Consider the following 17,254-nt stretch of genomic DNA (forward strand, 5'->3'; position numbering starts at 1 on the left):
TCTGCTGCAATTCATGATGGTTGATATTCCTCGTTAACAGTTTGATGCATAATGATAGTGTTTCGTGCTAACTTCGAAAGCCAGGCGGCTCTAAAACTGAAAGTTGCTTGATTGTGGACCAGACTGCCGTCGCTACCAGGACCTTCGCCACGCGTGCCAGGACGATCGACCATCTCGGTCGTGAACAGATCGCGGATTGCCCTACTGCGGTTTCCGAACTCTGGAAAAATTCCTGGGACGCCTATGCACGTAGCGTGAGACTAAGGGTTTTTGCCGAGGAACTGCCGGTCGCTGTGTTGACCGATGACGGTCACGGCATGCGTGCGCGCGACCTGTTCGAGCGGTGGCTCGTCATAGGCACGGAGAGCAAGATATCGGACAGCGTGCCCACAGCTTCTGCAGACCGTAACGGGCTGCCGATCCGCGTCCGACAAGGTCAAAAGGGAATCGGTCGGCTTTCCAGTGCAAAGCTGGGCTCGATCCTGCTGCTTATCAGCAAACATCGCGAGGAGGACTATGTCGTTGCGCTCATCGATTGGCGTATGTTCGAGAATCCGTTTGTGAATTTGTCGGAGGTTGCCGTTGCCACTGGCGATTTCACTACCAAGGAAGATATCTTTTCATCGCTAGCTTCTCTCGCAGATGTACTGGTGGCAAGCATACTTGAAGACGGTCGGGACTGGCGGAAGGCAGATAAACTATCCGTCCGCGAACCCTGGCTCCGTTATGACCGTGAGTGGCTTGCAGAAAACCCATCCCAACTGGGGCTGATGCCTTCCGAAAGGATTATCCAGGGCATGAAGCGGCTGCCCTTTCGCCCTGATCATTTAGTGGGTTGGGAAGGCAGTGGGACGGCGATGCTCGTCTTTGATCTCGATGATTCACTTCGGGCACTGCCTGCGACCGGCGACACTGACCTTGTGAAAGCCGATAATACCGACCGCTTTCAGAGGACCCTCTCAAACTTCGTAGACCCGTATTCCGTCGGCCGAAAGCGCCCGGAATTCGCCTACAGCGCTGATGTGCGCGCCGTTGTTTCGGATGCGACGCGCATAAAGGTTATTGTTGGAGCTGAGAAGGCGATAGATCGTGTGCAGGTACAGGAAATGGAGCATCAGATCGACGGCACGGTCGGCGAAGACGGTATCTTCCGCGGCAAGTTGAAGGCATTTGGCACCTGGCTGCAGGAAAGTGTTGAATTTGAGCTACCGAAAGGGCTTTTGATGCCTGATAGGTCAGCTTCGCGAGTCGGGCCGTTCGAACTGTACATCGCCTCCATGGAATTCGAGCCTGAAAACTCCACGCATTCCCGCGCCGAGCACATTCGGTATACAGATTTGGCAAAGGACTATTCCGGTCTAATGATTTATCGTGACGGGCTGCGCGTGCTTCCTTACGGACGCGAAGATAACGACTTCTTCGAAATCGAATACAAGCGCAGCAAAAATGCGGGCCGTTACTTCTGGAACCACCGGCAGATGTTCGGCCGCATCGCTTTGACGCGTGACCACAACCCAAACCTTAAAGATAAAGCTGGAAGAGAAGGTTTTATCGACAACACGGCGGCGAAAACCTTTCGCGCCATCGTCGGGAATATCCTCGATCAGTCCGCTCGGCGGTACTTTGGCTCGGCATCCGAAATTCGCAAGCCTCGCCTGACGGATATCAAGGCTCGGAACAGGGCAGGCCGGGCCGAAGAAGAGGCCAAGAAGCTTCGAGAAAAAGAGCGCAAGCAGTTTCAGACGGAACTTGAGCGCGCCGAGCAGCGGCTGCCAATGCTGCTGGGAAAGATTGGGGAGGGGGCTCGGACACTCTCAGTCGAAAAGGATTCTGATGTAACATCGGCTATTGGTCGCCTGTCGGAATGGCGGAGCGAGCTGGCCGATACTTCAATTCGCCCCTTACCTGCGGGTTCTGCACGATTCTCTCAACGTTATCAGGCAGCCAGAGCCAACGCGGAAACGATCTCTGAAGCGATCATAGCCTACGAGGAAAAGTTTCGGCAGGAAATGGATCGCTACAAGGCGGCGAAGCCCTCAGAAATCGTCGAGGCTCAGATCAAGGAAGCCGACCAGGCCGTTCGTCTTCAAGTAGAGCAGTTCCAGGCAGTCATCGTCTCTCTTCAACGCGAGCAGTATGACTCGGTAAAGCAGTTAGCTCAGAGTCGCATGATCGAATTCCGGCGTGAGGCCGATGCTATCGCGTCGAGGCTGCAGGCTGGCAGCTCTGAATTGAGTATCGTCATCGAATTGATCCGTAAGTTGCGGGACGAGTGGGTGGAAGAGAACCGCTCTGTTTTCGGTATCTATGTATCTGCGCTCGAGAGTGTGAAGGAAGAGATAGATCTGGAAACACTTGCAAGCGTCCAGAATCAGAATCTTCGCGAAGCTGCAGCGGAGCTCGATCGACTAACTGCTCTGGCTCAACTGGGAATCGCAGTCGAAATCGCCGCCCATGACCTGCAGGACCTGGATGAGATGGCCACTGCGGGCCTTAAAGCATTACCCGAAGACATGCGCGATACCCCGGCCGTTCGTGATATTCGACTCGGCATCGAAGGTCTGACCGACCAACTGCGTTTCCTTTCCCCGTTGCGACTCTCTGGTGACAAACTGCAGCGCTGGATCGGCGGTGCCGAGATCGCAGATTTCATCCGACGTTTCTTTGCACCAAAATTCGCTGAGGCTGGCATCGCATTTACCGCAACTCAAGATTTTATGGCTATACGTTTGTTCGAACGTCCTGCGCGAGTCCTACCTGTTTTCATGAACCTCGTAAACAACAGCATTTATTGGGTCGGCACCGTACCTCGAGCGAAGCGGGAAATCCTTCTGGATGTCGTCGACAACGAAGTGGTTGTTGCCGACAGTGGCCCGGGTATATCCGGGGACGATCAGGAACACATCTTCAAGCTGTTTTTCACAAGAAAGGAGCGTTACGGCCGGGGTGTCGGACTTTATCTTGCCCGCGCCAATCTTTCGGCGGGAGGGCATACGATTCGTTACAGAAACAAACAGGACAGGCCATCCTTAGCCGGCGCAGCATTCTATATAAATTTTAGAGATGCGGACCTCGGACCGCAGGGGGAGTGATGACCGAGAAGAATTATAATGACCTGATCGGCGAAGCTTTTATCGATCCAATCCGTTCTGTGCTCATCGTCGATGACGATTACCCTACGTTCCACGAAATCCTCCAGGACGATCCAATCCTTCTGCAGAAGTTCGCCCATAAAGACTGGAACAAGAAGGCAGAGAACCGAGCAAAAGTTCGAAAGGTAATTGAAGAATTCCGTCGCCCTGAAGCGCCTTACCTTCTCGACATCCATGACGGCACCTCGCCGAGCGAGGAAACGGATGAACAGCAGGTACATATTCTCCATCAGACTGATCTCCTGATTCTGGATTACCAGCTTGAGAAATCGAGAGAGGGGGACGGATCGAAAGCGGTGCGAATTGCACGGCAGGCTTTGGCCAACAAGCATTTCAATTTGATCTTGGTTCATACACAGGAGAGCCTTGAGCGAGTCTTTCACGAATTCCTCGTCGGCTTTTCGATGCCAGCCCTTTCGCAATGCGAGATCGAAGTTGGCAACAAGCTGCAGGAATTTCTCAATTCACAAGAAGATGCGCTGCTGGCGGCTGTGCGGGACCGTCAGTACAATTGGGCGATCAGGTCAGGTCGCGAAAACTTGCGCAAGGCGCTGCACAAGGGAGAGGCTCCCTGGGGTGACACCAAGGCGCTTTTCGAGAAAGCGAATTTGGCCCGCAGCGAGTGGCTGACGGCAGTTTATCATGCCTTACAAATTTTCGAACAAGACAACGCTGAAAGGCTTGCCAGCGAAAATCTCGGCGTGACCTTCTGGAACGACGGGGAGGTAAAATTCATCCGAGCGGCAAGAGGCTTCATAGCGTTCAAGTCAAAAGATGACGATAAGGAACTGCTTCCGGCCATTCAGAAGGCACTCATCGCCTGGAACCCGCGTCCTCCTCGCTTAATGCTCACTAAACTTAGAGCTGAAATGAACGAAAGGGGCATTGAGGTGCAGGATGATGCCTTAGGCGATCCGGATATTGGCGCGATATGGTATCATCGGCTACTGGAAGCTGGCGCCCAGAATCTCGATGCCATCGTGACCGGAACCGTCCGCAATTATGCCGAGCAGCTACTCGACAAGCTGCTCCCGAATGTCACGTCCTTCGCCAAAGATATCATCAGCGTTGACCGCAAGCGCGGCGCTCTCGAAGCTGTAAAAGGCCACTTTTCCGTCGACCTGTCGGATGCTGAGGTTTTGACCACAGCGAAGATGGGACACAACGCGTTTGTCGGCAGTAAACCGGTCAGGAGCGTACATCTCGAACTGGGCCATATATTGCGAATTGAAGATATCTACTGGCTCTGCCTCACGCCTGCGTGCGACATGGTGCCTAAAGTGCATCGCGGCAAACCATCAGACAGAATGGAGGGGATCAAGAGGTTTACCGCGTTAAAGCTTGTTCCTCAAAAGCCTGCGGACGCAATCGCGAATGCGAATAGAGGCGGACAGATCTTTGCAAATATCACTAGCCCTGGAGGCGAGGCAAAACGTTTGGCTTTCTCCGCCGCAGTCGCACCGGGCGCGTCGCCCGCCTGGATGATGATGTATGTGCAGAATGACGGTTATCTTCCGAATGAGGATGCACCACGCTGTCGCGTCAGCTACGTCAGTGCCCCAAAGACGAAGCGGGCAAAGTTTCCCAAGATTAAGACCATAGAGGCGACCGTTTGCGGGATGCTCCGGTACGAATACGCACTGGAAATTCAATCTCGGTTTATTGCATCCCAATCGAGAATCGGTCTGGACTTCGTGAGCGCTGGCGATCAGCAGGTTGAAGTCGATGAAGCCGCGGGCCAATGATGTTCGAACTGACAGACCCGCACCGGGATTGCCCAGTCGGTGAAGAAAAAATACCGGCTTTAAGTACCGTTAGAGAAGATTATTTGCCGTCACCCCTGTGCGTTGATCTTTTTGCCGGGGCGGGGGGCTTCTCTCTGGGTGCCATCGAAGCGGGCTTCGAACTTAGGGCCGCGGTAGAGTACTCGCGGCATGCCGCATCGACCTATCGAAAGCAGATCAGAAACAAAAACGGGCGCAGGATTGCAGTCTTTGAGAATAACATTCTTGAACTGAATCCCTGCGACGTCATGGACGAGGCTGGACTGATCGAGGGGCGCTGCGACCTGCTTCTCGGCGGTCCACCCTGTCAGGGCTTCTCGTCGCATCGCTTGAATGATGCTGGAGTCGATGATCCTCGAAACGCATTGCTCCTGCGTTATTTTTCATTCGTCCGTGCGATTCGTCCCAAGATCTTTCTCGTTGAGAATGTCCCCGGGTTGCTCCATTCCAAACATGCAAACTATCTGAACAAATTTCTCGGAGCAGCTCGCGAACAGGACTATGAGGTTTTCGATCCCGTTATCGTCAACGCACAGGATTACGGCGTGCCTCAGAACAGGAAGCGCGTTTTTATCCTCGGATACGACTCCAGGCGCATCGACTTCAAAGCCGAATGGCCGCCTCGGCAATCTCATGGAAACCCCTCCAAAGCCGGACGCTTCGGCCCCCTGCTGCCGTGGCGTACCGCTGCCGACGCCTTCGCTATTTTGCCTCTCGCCGATGACGCAAATGATGTGCACATGACTCATGGGGCCGAACTCGTTGAAGCCTTTAAAAGCACACCGTTGAACGGGGGGTCGCGCGCGCAATCAAATAGGCAACTTCTTTGCCATCAGAACCACGATGGGCATCGTGACGTTTATGGGCGAATTGATCCTTCGAAACCGTCGCCGACCATGACCACCGCATGCATAAATCCCTCTAAGGGACGATTCGTGCATCCGACTGAACACCATGGTATAACGGCGCGTCAGGCAGCCAGACTACAAACCTTCCCTGAGGATTTCGTGTTCGAAGGCGGACTGATGGCAGCGGGGGTTCAAATCGGCAACGCTGTCCCGGTGCGGCTAGCGCACGCCCTTTGTGATCAGGTTATCCGTGCACTCGCATCTCCAGACACTACATTCGCGGGTCGTCGGAGTACGCATTGTGTTGGAACATGATCACCGCAATAAATCTTCGGCTTCCGAAAATTGCGGATCCCCTTGAAATCCGCAAACTGTTCTGCAGGCGATCGGAGTAGAAATTGCTCGCAAACGCTGCCGCCCACGCCTTGGTCACGCCGACTAAACGTTAGGGAACCAACGGCGCAATGTTGCTATGAGACGCCAGCGGAGATCTGATATATTCGGCGCGTGAGACGGCTGCGCCTGTTTGCACCAATAGGATATGGTGATTGGTCAGCAGCTTACGCTTGTATGAGACCTTATCACACTTTATATTTCGCAGAAGAATGGACCGGTTTTCTCCATCAGAACGCAGCAGGATCATGAGCGCCGTTCGCGGCCGTGATACACGGCCGGAAATGCGAGTCCGCAGAGTTGCGCATGCTTTAGGCTTGCGCTTTCGCCTGCATCGAAAAGATCTTCCGGGCGTACCCGATCTCGTATTTCCGAAACACCGCCTCGTGCTTTTTGTGCACGGATGTTTCTGGCATAGACACGAAGGCTGCCCGCGGGCCTCTATACCCCAAAGTAGGCGAGAGTTCTGGATAGAGAAACTGACGAAGAATGTGACGCGCGACCAGCGTGTGAAAGCAGTATTGGAGGAAATTGGATGGCGTGTTGAGGTCATTTGGGAATGTGAGACTAAGCGGGACGATTTGATCCGCGAGCGCATAACTGCAATTCCGACGTTTGCAGCTACCCAACGTATAGAACCTCCCTCAATTAAATCAGGCCCGAACAAGTGCCGACAGTACCCGAACAGAGCGCCAAATGAACGTTGAAGTGGGCCTAGGAGAAACGAACTTCCACGGTCAAACCGGGCAGTTCATAGATATTGACTGCCGGATCGCGGCGCAGCGTGCCAGAACGCTGCGTATGGGCCAAGATGTGGAAAATGTCGGCGTTTTGGTTTTCGTAGAATGTTTTAACCAACCGCGGCCAGCTCTCCCATAGAGCCCGGGAGTCATAATTGCTTTCTCCGCTGAAGCGAGCAACGTGGCGGGCGAGTACAAGTATGGCTGGTGGGGGCGAACCGGCGTTCCCGAGCCCCAATGCCCGGCACACGTCACTCGAAGATCGACCGCCGACCCAGTCGGATATTCGAGCCACCCAATCGTTTGCTTTCAGCAGGTTGATGCGTCTGCTATTGCGCTCGGTCACGGAGCGCCCGTAGATATCGGGCCATTTCAGCTGGATGAGGCAGAGACGCCCCGTCACATTGTCGAGCGCAACCGCATCAATGTCGGTAAGCTCGGTGCCGTCCGACCGTTTGATATGGAAGCCTCGGTCCGGAACCGTGTAGCGCGGCGGCTTGAATAAATCCCGCAGGTTATCCCGAAATACAGTGAGCGTACGGTGAGCTGTTTTTGCTGATCGGCCAAATCAGGCGATGTTCTGGCATTAGAACCAGCATTAGTGCTGACATTAATACCAGAACGAAGAGGTTTCATGGCTCGCATAGAGATCATGTCCGGTACCGAGCGCAGACGGCGTTGGTCGGACGAGGCGAAGCTGAGGATACTTGCGGAAGCTGATGAGCCCGGTGCTCGCATTGGCGATGTGGCGCGCCGGCACGACATTCATCCGGGCCAGATCCGCTTGTGGCGGCAATCATTCAACTATGCCGATCGGCCGACGGTGTTCCTCCCGGTGGAAATCACGGAGGAGGTTGGCGTAAGCCAGCCGTCTACCGCATCAACAAGGCCGACGATCGTTGAGATCTTGCTTCGAAACGGTCGGAGCTTGAAGGTTGCGGTTGACGTTGAGTTGAAGCTGCTTGGCCCGCTCGTCGCTTGCGTGGAGGCGGTATGATCGGCCCATCGGGGAATGTGAGGGTCTATCTGGCCTGCGGAGTGACCGATATGCGGCGTGGCATTGATGGTCTGTCCGCGCTGGTGGAGACGGTCGTGAGGGAGGCACCGGGCTCGGGCGCAATCTTCGGCTTTCGCGGAAAACGCGCGGACCGGATCAAGCTGCTTTGGTGGGATGGCCAGGGGTTCTGTCTGTTCTACAAGATTTTGGAGCGCGGATACTTTCCCTGGCCGACGGCGAAAGAGGGTGTAGCGCACCTGACGCAGGCGCAGCTTTCGATGCTCGTTGAGGGGATCGATTGGCGACGCCCGGCGTGGACTTCCGCTCCCGGCCGAACGGGATAAAAGCTATATTTTGCAGGGGCATGGGAAGCTTAACGCTGGTGCGTCAGAGGCAAATCGGCTAGTTTCGCGGATATGGAAACAGCGCCGCTGGACAGTCAGGACGAGCTCAATACTTTGCGCGCACTCGTCGCGGAACAGGCGGCAAAACTTGAGAGCCAGGAAGCCGAGGTCATCAAGCGAGACTCCATAATCGGGCTTCTTCGCGCGCAACTGGAGCTTCTCCGACATCGGCAACATGGCGCGTCTTCGGAAAAGATCGACAGGAAGATCGAGCAATTCGAGCTGATGTTGGAGGAGATCGAGGCCTCCCGGGCCGAGGCTGAACAGCGCTCCGGGAAACCGCCTCTGCCGGAGTTGGACGACGCATCCGAGAAGCCGAAGCGCAAGCCTCTACCCGATGATCTCACCACCGAAGAACTGGTCTATGCAGCTCCCTGCAATTGCCCGACCTGCGGTGGCACTTCGTTCCTGAAGGCGGCCGACAGAGTGGTCCAGGTGCTGGAGCACGTGCCGGCGTCGGTCAAGATTGTCCGGCATGTCGAGAAGCGCATGATCTGCAGGGAATGCGATACGACAGTGGCTGGCGAGATGCCGACCTTGCCGATCGAGCGCGGCAAACCCGGGCCGGGGCTGCTCGCCCACATCATGATCGCCAAATTCGACGATCACATTCCCCTCTACCGCCTGTCAGAGATGTACGACCGGTTGGGGATAGACATCTCCCGATCCGTAATGGCCGACTGGGTCGGCCGGGTATCTGCATTGCTGACACCACTTGTCCTGTTAATCAGGGCCCATATCGCCGCACTCGACCGAATACATACGGACGATACCCCGGTCGATGTTCTCGACCCCGGGCGGGGCAAGACAAAAACCGGCAGGGTCTGGGTCTACATCTTTGACGGCAGTGGCTATCAATCCGCCACTCCCGCAGCCATTGCCTATTACTACAGCCCCGACCGCAGGGGCGCACATCCGGCTGATCACCTGGCAAGCTTCAGCGGCGTCATGCATGCCGACGGCTACGGGGGTTACAAGAAGCTCTATGGCAACCAGATCATTGAAGCCGCCTGCATGGCGCATGTGCGCCGCAAGTTCCATGATGTGATAAAGCTCAAGCCGTCTCCGATCGCTGAGGAAGCGCTGTCACGCATCGGCGCTCTCTACGATATCGAGAACCGTATCCGAGGCATGTCGGCTGACGAGCGGCGCACCCTGCGCCAACACCATGCCCGGCCTGTTCTGGACGAACTCAAGGCCTGGATCGAGGCGACACTCTCGACTTTGCCTCAGAAGCAGAGGCTGGCCGAGGCGATGCGATATGCCCTGTCGCGATGGGCAGCCTTGAGCGTCTACATCGACGATGGCCGTGTCGAAATCGACAACAACATCGCTGAACGAGCCATGCGTCCGCTTGGAATTGGAAGGAAGAACTGGCTGTTTGCCGGCTCGGACAAGGGCGGCGAGCGCATCGCCAACATCCTCACCATCATCGAGACGGTCAAACTGCAAGGCCATAATCCAGAGGTCTATCTGACGGATGTCCTGACCCGGATCCAGGATCACCCCGAAGACCGAATTGAAGACCTCCTGCCTTGGAACTGGACGCCGGCAAAAGCTCGATGCGAGGCCGCCTGATGGCGCGCTCGAGGTTCATCTACACACTCAGCCAAGTCGCCGGCATGATCGGCGAAAACCTCGAACTGATCGAAGAAGTGACCGCAAACTCGGACAACATCTCCGAAGGCGAACTGGTTTACGTCGGCGATGGCAGTGAAGACGGCACGAAGGGTCTGACCGAGAATGGCATCGAAGAACTTCAAAGCCTACTCGCCGACATCAGGACGTGGGACGGCGGTATCCGCGAGTTCCTCATCGACACACAGTGCGATCCTGAAATAATCGACCGCATCATGGCCGATGAGATGAAACGCGGCCTATAGATTCCATCTCTCGACACCCGAAAATGCGTTCGCCGGACGCTTACGAAATACACGTTCACGTCCGTCGACTGCCTTGTCCCAATCGCGTCGGAAGGCTGCGCGAAGGTGCCATGTCAATCCCGCGCTGGCATTCAGCATGCCCCCGAATATCGGCAGCAGGACAAAGTTCCTCCCGAATTCAATATAGTAGGGGAGAGGCTGCTCATGATTGTGTTCGCAGATAGCCGCAGTATCGGCATTCAGCGACAGACCGGCAACGACTTGATCCGCCGACGAGGCGCTTTCTCCCGCCTGCTGCCAGAGCGCTTTCACGTCCTCCTTGTGAGCAAAGGCGGTTAACAAGTTGCGAAGCTCGAGATTGGGCCTGGTCGCCATCAATCGCGTGGCGCAGGCAATATGATGCAACACGCGTCCGTAGGCTGTTATCGACAATGCATTCCAGCTGCGAAATGTGCGCCCGCCAAGAAGGGTGTCTTCTGGCAGAGCATTGGCTTCGGCCGTTCCCGCACTATAGATTTCTGCGAGGTGTCGATAATAAGCCGTCGTGTCCTCGTCGGGTTCATATCGGAGGAACCAGCCGTCTTGAACGCGTGCGTAACGGTCAATCCCAAGAGCCATTTCTTGCTTTCGTGCAGCGAGCTGGCCCTCAATCGCCGACAGACGCTGACGCGCCGAATAGCTCAACCAAGCGCTTGCTCTTCGTTCCTCATCGTCATCATTGCTGGAGGCGACTTCCAATATCAGATGATCCTCTGAGAGGAATGTGGACTCGGCTAAGCCATGCCGCTCCATGGCGGCATATCTCTGAACGACGGCAAGTCGGCCGCAGTTTATAAGATGTCGGTCAGCAACAGCGCTAAACTCCGGCGAGGTCGATCTCCACGGTACTCCGTTGGAAACATCCTGAAGTACTCTTAAAAATGGCCGCAAAGCTGATGCGGCTCCTGCCATTATGAAGTGCCTGGCCTCATCGTTTCTTATCAGCTGGTCGCGATTGGGTGCTAAGGTGAATGCAAAAGATGCTTCATCGAGGCCGCGCACGAGCTCGATTAAGAACTCCCGTTCGTAACCCCGCCAGGCATCTAGAGTGCGCGCCAGATAAGAAGCTCGGATCGATGATACTAGTTGTTCAGCGCGTCGCATGGTTCGTTAGCTACTTGAGCGAATTAGAACTTTATGCCGGCGTGGTAAAGAAATTACCTTAGGTTACAGACGCGCACTCGGCGCCTCCCCGACACCAACTATCCCACCGCGCCAAAATCCGCCGCCAACACCGCATTCTTCAGTGCCCTTGAATACGCATGCTGCGGATCATCCAACACTGCTCGCGCCCGCCCCCGCTCAACAATCTCCCCCTTGCGCATGATGATGATATTGTCGCTGACGTAATAAGCCGTCGCCAGATCATGCGTGATGTAGATGATCGAAAGACCGAGTTCGTTCTTCAGCCGGCCGAACAGGTTAACGATTGCCATGCGCAGCGACGCGTCGACCATGGAGACCGGTTCGTCGGCCACCAGCAGGCGTGGCTCGGGGATCAGCGCGCGGGCGATGGCGACGCGCTGCAGCTGGCCGCCGGAGAGTTCGTGGGGGAAGCGGCCCTTCACCTCTTCCAGCGTCAGGCCGACATGGTGGAGGGCGGTATCGGCCATCTTCTCCACCTCCCGCCGGTCCGGCCGGTTGCCGGAGGCGGAGAAATTGCGGGCGGTCTCGAAGAGGTAGCGATCGACCCGCTTCAGCGGGTTGAAGGCTTCGAAGGGGTTCTGCAGCACCGGCTGCACCTCCTTCATGAAAGCCTTGCGTTCGGCCCGGCTGTGGATGGCGACGGTCTTGCCGGCAAATTGCAGCTCGCCTTCGGTCGGCTCGGCCTGGCCGAGGATCATCGCCGCCACCGTCGATTTGCCCGAGCCGGATTCGCCGACGATCGAGAGGATCTCCGGCTCGTCGCCGATTTCGAAGCTGACGTCCTTGACGGCGGTGATCAGCCGCCGGCCGAGCATGCCGCCCTGGCGGTAGATTTTCGTCACATGCGAGAGGCTAAGCAGTGTCAAACCTGATCCCCCGTAACCGCAAAACACGCCACCCGCCGCTCGGGCGCGACGGTGACCATGGGCGGAACCTTCTGTGAGCAAATCTCCATGCGCTTCGGGCAGCGCGGGTGAAACCGGCAGCCTTCCGGCGGCATGGCAAGGTTCGGCGGCCGTCCCTCCAGCGAGGGCCGGGTGGTGGGGTCGCCGATCTTCGGCAGGCTGCCGACCAGATGCTGCGTATAGGGGTGGAGCGGCGCGCTGAAGAGCTTCGCCGTCGGCGCCTCCTCGACCAGCCGGCCGGCATAGACGATGCCAATGCGGTCGGAGACCGTCGCATGCACGCCCATATCATGGGTGACGAACAAGAAGGAGGAACCCATCTCGCGCTGGATGTCGCGGATCATCGACAGCACATCGCGCTGCACGATGACGTCGAGCGCCGTCGTCGGCTCGTCGGCGATGATGAATTCCGGCGTCAGGATGGTGGCGAGCGCAATGGTCATGCGCTGGCGCATGCCGCCGGAGAGTTCGTGCGGATAGGCATCGAGCAGCTGCGGATCGAGCTTCAGTCGCTGCAGGTGGTTGGCGACCTTTTCGAAGAAGATTGATTTGCTCACCTTCATGTGGCGGAAGGCGAAATCGGTGAAGGAATGGCGGATCCGGCGCACCGGGTTCAGCACATTCATCGAGCCCTGCATGATATAGGAGAGATGCTTCCAGCGCAGCGCCACGCGCTCCTCCGGCGTCATCGCATAAAGATCCTGGGTGCCGCCGCCGAAGTGGAATTTGACGCTGCCGGAGACGACCCGAAGCGGCGGCCGGATGGCGCCGGCAATGGTCTTGATCAGCGTCGTCTTGCCGCTGCTCGATTCACCGGCGACGCCATAGACCTCGCCGCGGCGGATCGTCAGGCTGATATCGTCGACGGCGCGCACCTCGCGATCGACGCCATAGAGGAAGGCGCGGTAATAGGCTTTCAGGTTGTCGATTTCGACCAGATTCTCCATGCTAACTTCCCATCCGGTTCAGCCGGCTGCGCGGATCATTGTATTCGTTCATCGACATGGACAGCAGGAAGAGCGCCAGGAAGAGAATGACGATGACGGCGACGGGGGCGGCCACCCACCACCAGATGCCCGAGATCAGCGCCGAATGCGCATTGGCCCAGTAGATCATCATGCCCATGGTCGGCGTCTCGATATCGGTGAAACCGAGCACCGAAAGCGTGATCTCCATGCCGATCGACCAGATCATGTTGTTCATCGTCGTGGCGAAGACGATCGGCAGCACATAGGGCAGGTGCTCCTCGACGAGGATCTTGCGCATCGTCATGCCTGAATAGACGCTCTGGGTGGTGAACGGCCGGCTCTTCAGGCCGAGCGCCACCGAGCGGATGAGACGCGCATCATAGGACCAGCCGAGCGAGGCCATGATGACGATCAGCGCCACCCAGGTCATGTTGTCCTTCAGCACGAAATAGAAAAGGATCAGCAGCGGAAATTGCGGGATGACCATGACGCTGTCGTTGATCGCCATCAGCACCCGGTCGACAGCGCCGCCGGCATAACCGGCGACCAGCCCGACAACCAGCGAGATGATGCGCGAGAGAAAGGCGACGCCGATGCCGAAATAGAGCGTGTTGCGCAACCCGATCGTCAGCTGCCAGAACACATCCTGGCCGCGCGAGGTCGTGCCGAGCCAATATTCGCCGTCCGGCGGCATGTCGGGCGGCAGGAGATAGATGTCGGTGGCGCCATAGGGCGAGAAATAGGACAGGATCACCAGCCCGACGATGACGGCAAAGAGCAGCAGGCCGCAGAGGAATTCCATATTCTGGCGGGCGAGGTCGCGGATGATGGTAAACATGGCCTATTCCACCTTGATGCGCGGATCGATCAGCGGGCTCAGCACGTCGATGATGAAGACGGCGGCAGCAACGCCGACGATCGACAGCGCGCTGAGGCCGAGCACCAGGCTGTAGTCGCCGGCATGCACCGCTTCGATCAGCAGATTGCCGATGCCGGGATAGCCGAAGACGATCTCGGTGATGACGGTGCCGTTGAAAATCGCGCCGAGCGACATGGCAAGCCCGGTGAATTGCGGCACCATGGCATTGCGGGCGATGTAGGAGCGCAGGATCTTGCCCTTCGGCACGCCGCCGAGCTCGGCGAAGACGACGTAATCGTCGGTGATGATGTTGGAAACCAGCGCCCGCATGCCGATCAGCCAGCTGCCGGCGCCGACCAGGATCAGCGAAAGGGCCGGCAGGATGGAGTGTTTGAGGATGTCGGTGACCAGAGCAAAGGAGAGGTCCAGATTGGCGTTCATCTCATAGCCGCCATTGATCGGCAGCACCGGCCAGATGAAGCCGAAGACGATGAGCAGCACGAAGGCGAGGATGTAATAGGGAATGGGCAGCATCGCGATGAAGACCAGGCTGACGGCCTTCAGCACCATGTCCTTGCGGTAATAGCCGGCGAGCGCGCCGATCGCATTGCCGAGCACGAAGGTGATCAGCGTCGACACCGTCATCAGCCCGATCGTCCAGGGCAGCGAGCGCAGGATGATTGTCGAAACGGGGGTCGGGAAGGCCGAGAGCGAGGGGCCGAGATCGCCGGTCGCCAGCCGCAGCCAGAAATGCAGATATTGCTGCCAGATCGAGCCCTGCATGCCGTAGAGTTCGCGCAGCGACTGGCGCATCAGCTCGATCGCATTGGGATCGGACTGACCCATCTGGGTGATGGCGCCTATGCTTTCTTCGACCGGGTCGATCGGGGTCAGGTGGGTGACGAAGAAGGTGATCGTCACGCCGAGAAAGACGACGAGCAGGAACTGACCAAACCGCTTCAGCACAAAGATCAGATAGGGCGTCATAAGGCGGAGCTTCCTCTCTGCTTCCCTTCTTGAAAGGATCGACGAGCATGGCAGTTGGGGCTCATGCCCGTCGATGAGGGGGCCGGCGCGATGGCTGCCGCGCCGGCATTGGGAGGGTTATTGCGATTGGGCCGGCTTCAGCTTGACCATCATCAGCCTGGAGTTCGCCCAGTTCGGCACCGGATCCGTATAGGGGTCCTTGATGGTGGGATAGCCGGTCCAATAGGTCGTATCCATCGAGGTGAAGACGTTATAGGACATCAGCGGGATCGTCGGCATTTCTTTGGCGACCAGCTTCAGATAATCCTTGCCGAGCTCCATGCCCTTGGGATCGTCGGCGCTGATGCCGCGGATGCTCTCGATGATCTTGTCGAGCTCCGGATTGGACCAGCGCTGCCAGTTGCGCGGCGGCTGAACCTCACCCTTCTTGGCGACGAACTGCGAATGCCAGCTGTCGAGGAAGAAGGACAGGTCGGGATCGCCGCCCCAGGTTTCGACGCTCCAGGCGATCGCCACCTGGAAATCGCCGGGCTGCAGCGCCGTCTGCCACAGCTTCGCGGCCGGCACGGCTTTCGCGTCGATACCGAAGGCCGCCCATTGCTGGGCAATCAGCGTGCCGGCGCGGGTGAAGACCGAGCGTGTGTCGCCTTCGACCGTCATCCGGATCTTGAAGGGCTGGCCGTCGGGGGTCAGCCATTTGCCGCCTGACTTCTTGAAGCCTGCTTTTTCCAGCAGTTCGCCGGCCGCTTTCGGGTTCGGTTTCCACCAGCCGTAGCCGAAGGCACCGCTGATCGCCTGCGGATCGGTCGGGATCTGGTCCTTGAACTTCGGCTGCTTGCGCAGGATATCGGCGATCTGCTGCCCGACCGTCGGGTCATAGGGCTTGATCTTGCTCTTGCCGGTATCGATTTCGAAATCCTTCAGCCAGTCCTGCATCGGCGCCTGATAGTCTTTCATCGTCGCCGCTGTCGGCGGCACGCCGAGTGCCGAGAGCGTCGCCGCGCCGCGATAGCTCGCCATGTCGACGGCCTTGATGTCGATCAGGAGGGCCAGCGCCCAGCGCACATCGGCATTGTCGAAGGGCGCTTCCTGGGTGTTGAAGATCACGGCCGGCAGCGTCGGGTCCGGATGGGCGAAGGGGAAGCCGGGGAACCAGGTGTCGATGGTCTTCGACTTCTCCTTGAGGGTGAACATGCCCTCCGGCGTGTTGTCGTGGATGATATCGAGATTGTGCTCGAGCTGGGCGATCGTGCGCTTATCCGGCGGGCCGGGATCGGTGTAGGTCACGTATTTCGGGGCCGGCTCGCCGAAGCGGGCAAGCGAGGTGCGCTGCCAGTCGTCGCGCTTCTCCCAGGTATACCATTTGCCCTGCGGGTCGTAGGCCTTCAGCTTGTAGGCGCCGAGCGAAACGGGATTGGCGAAGTCATAGCGCAACGGATCTTCGACCTTCTCGAACACATGCTTCGGCATGATCCAGGCGCCGTTCCAGCGCACGGTGAAGATCGCATGGAAGCGCGAATTCGGCTTCTTCAGCTTGAACACGACGGTCTGCGGATCGGTCGCCTCCACACTTGCCACCTGCACCGAGAAGGCCGCACTCCAGACCATGCCGGGATGATCCATCTGCGTCTTGACGGTATAGACCACGTCATCAGCGGTGAATTCCACGCCGTCGCTCCAGTAGAGCCCCTTGCGCAGTTTCACGGTCATTTCGGTGAAGTCGGCATTATATTGCGGCTTGTCGGCGGCGAGCGAATTGTCCCAGGCCGCGCCGCCAAGCCCCTGTTCGGGGTCGATATACCAGAGCGTATCCATGGTCAGTTGCTGCAGGCCGGTCGAAACCCCGCCGCCGCCATTGACCCAGATGTTGAACCAGCCGGGATTCTTGATCGTCCCTTCCGGATTTTCAACGATGAGCGTCTCCTTGCGCGGCAAGGAAGTATAATCTTCGGCGGTGGCGACGGCCGTCATACCGAGCGTGGCCAGCACGAAGCCGAAGGCAAACCTCTTCCACTTTTGCATGAACTCCTCCCTTGTAAGCGACGATGCGGCGGCCGCTGGGGCACGCATGGGCATGTCGCGGTTGTCGGTTCGCAGAAGCGGGCTTGTGGACCTTGCGCTTCGGCGAACCATCCTCCGGCTGCCTGCC

15 protein-coding genes are annotated in these 17,254 nt (G+C 57.7%); 8 read left to right on the forward strand and 7 right to left on the reverse strand.

From position 1 onward, the window contains the following. Positions 1–113: 113 nt before the first annotated feature. The 4 genes from Tal182_RS27615 (at position 114) to vsr (ending at position 6,884) form a co-directional block, all read left to right on the forward strand. Complete coding sequence (locus tag Tal182_RS27615; protein WP_245344906.1) at positions 114–3,092, forward strand: ATP-binding protein; 2,979 nt, start codon at positions 114–116, stop codon at positions 3,090–3,092. Next, entirely contained in the window at positions 3,092–4,897 is a 1,806-nt protein-coding gene (locus Tal182_RS27620) for a response regulator receiver domain (RefSeq protein ID WP_085861546.1), read from the forward strand. The genes Tal182_RS27615 and Tal182_RS27620 overlap by 1 nt, the downstream gene beginning before the upstream one ends. Next, positions 4,894–6,099 carry a DNA cytosine methyltransferase gene (locus tag Tal182_RS27625; protein WP_245344904.1) on the forward strand — a complete coding sequence of 402 codons (1,206 nt, stop codon included), beginning with the start codon at positions 4,894–4,896 and terminating at the stop codon, positions 6,097–6,099. The genes Tal182_RS27620 and Tal182_RS27625 overlap by 4 nt, the downstream gene beginning before the upstream one ends. 290 nt (positions 6,100–6,389) lie before the next feature. Then, complete coding sequence (gene vsr, locus Tal182_RS27630) at positions 6,390–6,884, forward strand: DNA mismatch endonuclease Vsr (RefSeq protein WP_085861547.1); 495 nt, start codon at positions 6,390–6,392, stop codon at positions 6,882–6,884. Positions 6,885–6,891: 7 nt separating this feature from the next. On the opposite strand, the gene Tal182_RS32025 is transcribed toward vsr, so the two are convergent. Then, positions 6,892–7,263, reverse strand: a complete 372-nt coding sequence (locus Tal182_RS32025; RefSeq protein WP_125461508.1) for a hypothetical protein — start codon at positions 7,261–7,263, stop codon at positions 6,892–6,894. Positions 7,264–7,551: 288 nt separating this feature from the next. On the opposite strand from Tal182_RS32025, the gene Tal182_RS27635 reads away from it, so the two are divergent. The 4 genes from Tal182_RS27635 (at position 7,552) to Tal182_RS33275 (ending at position 10,201) form a co-directional block, all read left to right on the forward strand. Then, complete coding sequence (locus Tal182_RS27635; protein ID WP_009996987.1) at positions 7,552–7,914, forward strand: transposase; 363 nt, start codon at positions 7,552–7,554, stop codon at positions 7,912–7,914. Further along, the gene (tnpB, locus tag Tal182_RS27640) at positions 7,911–8,258 is read left to right on the forward strand and encodes an IS66 family insertion sequence element accessory protein TnpB (RefSeq protein WP_009996986.1); all 348 of its coding nucleotides are present in this window, start codon (positions 7,911–7,913) and stop codon (positions 8,256–8,258) included. Before Tal182_RS27635 ends, tnpB begins: the two co-directional genes overlap by 4 nt. A 72-nt stretch (positions 8,259–8,330) precedes the next feature. After that, positions 8,331–9,896 carry an IS66-like element ISRel19 family transposase gene (locus Tal182_RS27645; protein WP_009996985.1) on the forward strand — a complete coding sequence of 522 codons (1,566 nt, stop codon included), beginning with the start codon at positions 8,331–8,333 and terminating at the stop codon, positions 9,894–9,896. After that, positions 9,896–10,201: a hypothetical protein gene (locus Tal182_RS33275; protein WP_009996984.1), complete on the forward strand. Its 306-nt coding sequence runs from the start codon at positions 9,896–9,898 to the stop codon at positions 10,199–10,201. The genes Tal182_RS27645 and Tal182_RS33275 overlap by 1 nt, the downstream gene beginning before the upstream one ends. Here the strand turns inward: Tal182_RS33275 and Tal182_RS27655 are convergent. The 6 genes from Tal182_RS27655 to Tal182_RS27680 form a co-directional block, all read right to left on the reverse strand. Beyond that, positions 10,196–10,939 (reverse strand): hypothetical protein, encoded by a 744-nt coding sequence (locus Tal182_RS27655; protein WP_125461509.1) that lies wholly within the window; start codon positions 10,937–10,939, stop codon positions 10,196–10,198. The two genes, Tal182_RS33275 and Tal182_RS27655, sit on opposite strands and share 6 nt — an antisense overlap. A 503-nt stretch (positions 10,940–11,442) precedes the next feature. After that, the gene (locus Tal182_RS27660; protein WP_085861752.1) at positions 11,443–12,201 is read right to left on the reverse strand and encodes an ATP-binding cassette domain-containing protein; all 759 of its coding nucleotides are present in this window, start codon (positions 12,199–12,201) and stop codon (positions 11,443–11,445) included. Positions 12,202–12,248: 47 nt separating this feature from the next. Beyond that, the gene (locus tag Tal182_RS27665; protein WP_085861549.1) at positions 12,249–13,238 is read right to left on the reverse strand and encodes an ABC transporter ATP-binding protein; all 990 of its coding nucleotides are present in this window, start codon (positions 13,236–13,238) and stop codon (positions 12,249–12,251) included. 1 nt (position 13,239) lies between these two features. Next, complete coding sequence (locus Tal182_RS27670; protein ID WP_064808333.1) at positions 13,240–14,097, reverse strand: ABC transporter permease; 858 nt, start codon at positions 14,095–14,097, stop codon at positions 13,240–13,242. Between the two features lie 3 nt (positions 14,098–14,100). After that, a complete protein-coding gene (locus tag Tal182_RS27675; RefSeq protein ID WP_042119874.1) occupies positions 14,101–15,105 on the reverse strand; it encodes an ABC transporter permease in 1,005 nt (334 codons plus the stop codon). 117 nt (positions 15,106–15,222) lie between these two features. Next, positions 15,223–17,127, reverse strand: a complete 1,905-nt coding sequence (locus Tal182_RS27680) for an ABC transporter substrate-binding protein (protein WP_064823532.1) — start codon at positions 17,125–17,127, stop codon at positions 15,223–15,225. Positions 17,128–17,254: the final 127 nt, after the last annotated feature.

Origin of the sequence: Rhizobium sp. TAL182 (assembly GCF_002117725.1) — a bacterium.
Taxonomy (GTDB): domain Bacteria; phylum Pseudomonadota; class Alphaproteobacteria; order Rhizobiales; family Rhizobiaceae; genus Rhizobium; species Rhizobium esperanzae.

Bases quoted from the DNA above. Each gene is read 5' to 3' on its own strand.
- Tal182_RS27620 (WP_085861546.1), top strand. From the start codon at position 3,092: ATGACCGAGAAGAATTATAATGACCTGATCGGCGAAGCTTTTATCGAT.
- Tal182_RS27625 (WP_245344904.1), top strand. From the start codon at position 4,894: ATGATGTTCGAACTGACAGACCCGCACCGGGATTGCCCAGTCGGTGAA.
- vsr (WP_085861547.1), top strand. From the start codon at position 6,390: ATGGACCGGTTTTCTCCATCAGAACGCAGCAGGATCATGAGCGCCGTT.
- Tal182_RS27635 (WP_009996987.1), top strand. From the start codon at position 7,552: ATGGCTCGCATAGAGATCATGTCCGGTACCGAGCGCAGACGGCGTTGG.
- tnpB (WP_009996986.1), top strand. From the start codon at position 7,911: ATGATCGGCCCATCGGGGAATGTGAGGGTCTATCTGGCCTGCGGAGTG.
- Tal182_RS27645 (WP_009996985.1), top strand. From the start codon at position 8,331: ATGGAAACAGCGCCGCTGGACAGTCAGGACGAGCTCAATACTTTGCGC.
- Tal182_RS33275 (WP_009996984.1), top strand. From the start codon at position 9,896: ATGGCGCGCTCGAGGTTCATCTACACACTCAGCCAAGTCGCCGGCATG.
- Tal182_RS27660 (WP_085861752.1), bottom strand. From the start codon at position 12,201: ATGCTCGGCCGGCGGCTGATCACCGCCGTCAAGGACGTCAGCTTCGAA.
- Tal182_RS27665 (WP_085861549.1), bottom strand. From the start codon at position 13,238: ATGGAGAATCTGGTCGAAATCGACAACCTGAAAGCCTATTACCGCGCC.
- Tal182_RS27670 (WP_064808333.1), bottom strand. From the start codon at position 14,097: ATGTTTACCATCATCCGCGACCTCGCCCGCCAGAATATGGAATTCCTC.
- Tal182_RS27675 (WP_042119874.1), bottom strand. From the start codon at position 15,105: ATGACGCCCTATCTGATCTTTGTGCTGAAGCGGTTTGGTCAGTTCCTG.
- Tal182_RS27680 (WP_064823532.1), bottom strand. From the start codon at position 17,127: ATGCAAAAGTGGAAGAGGTTTGCCTTCGGCTTCGTGCTGGCCACGCTC.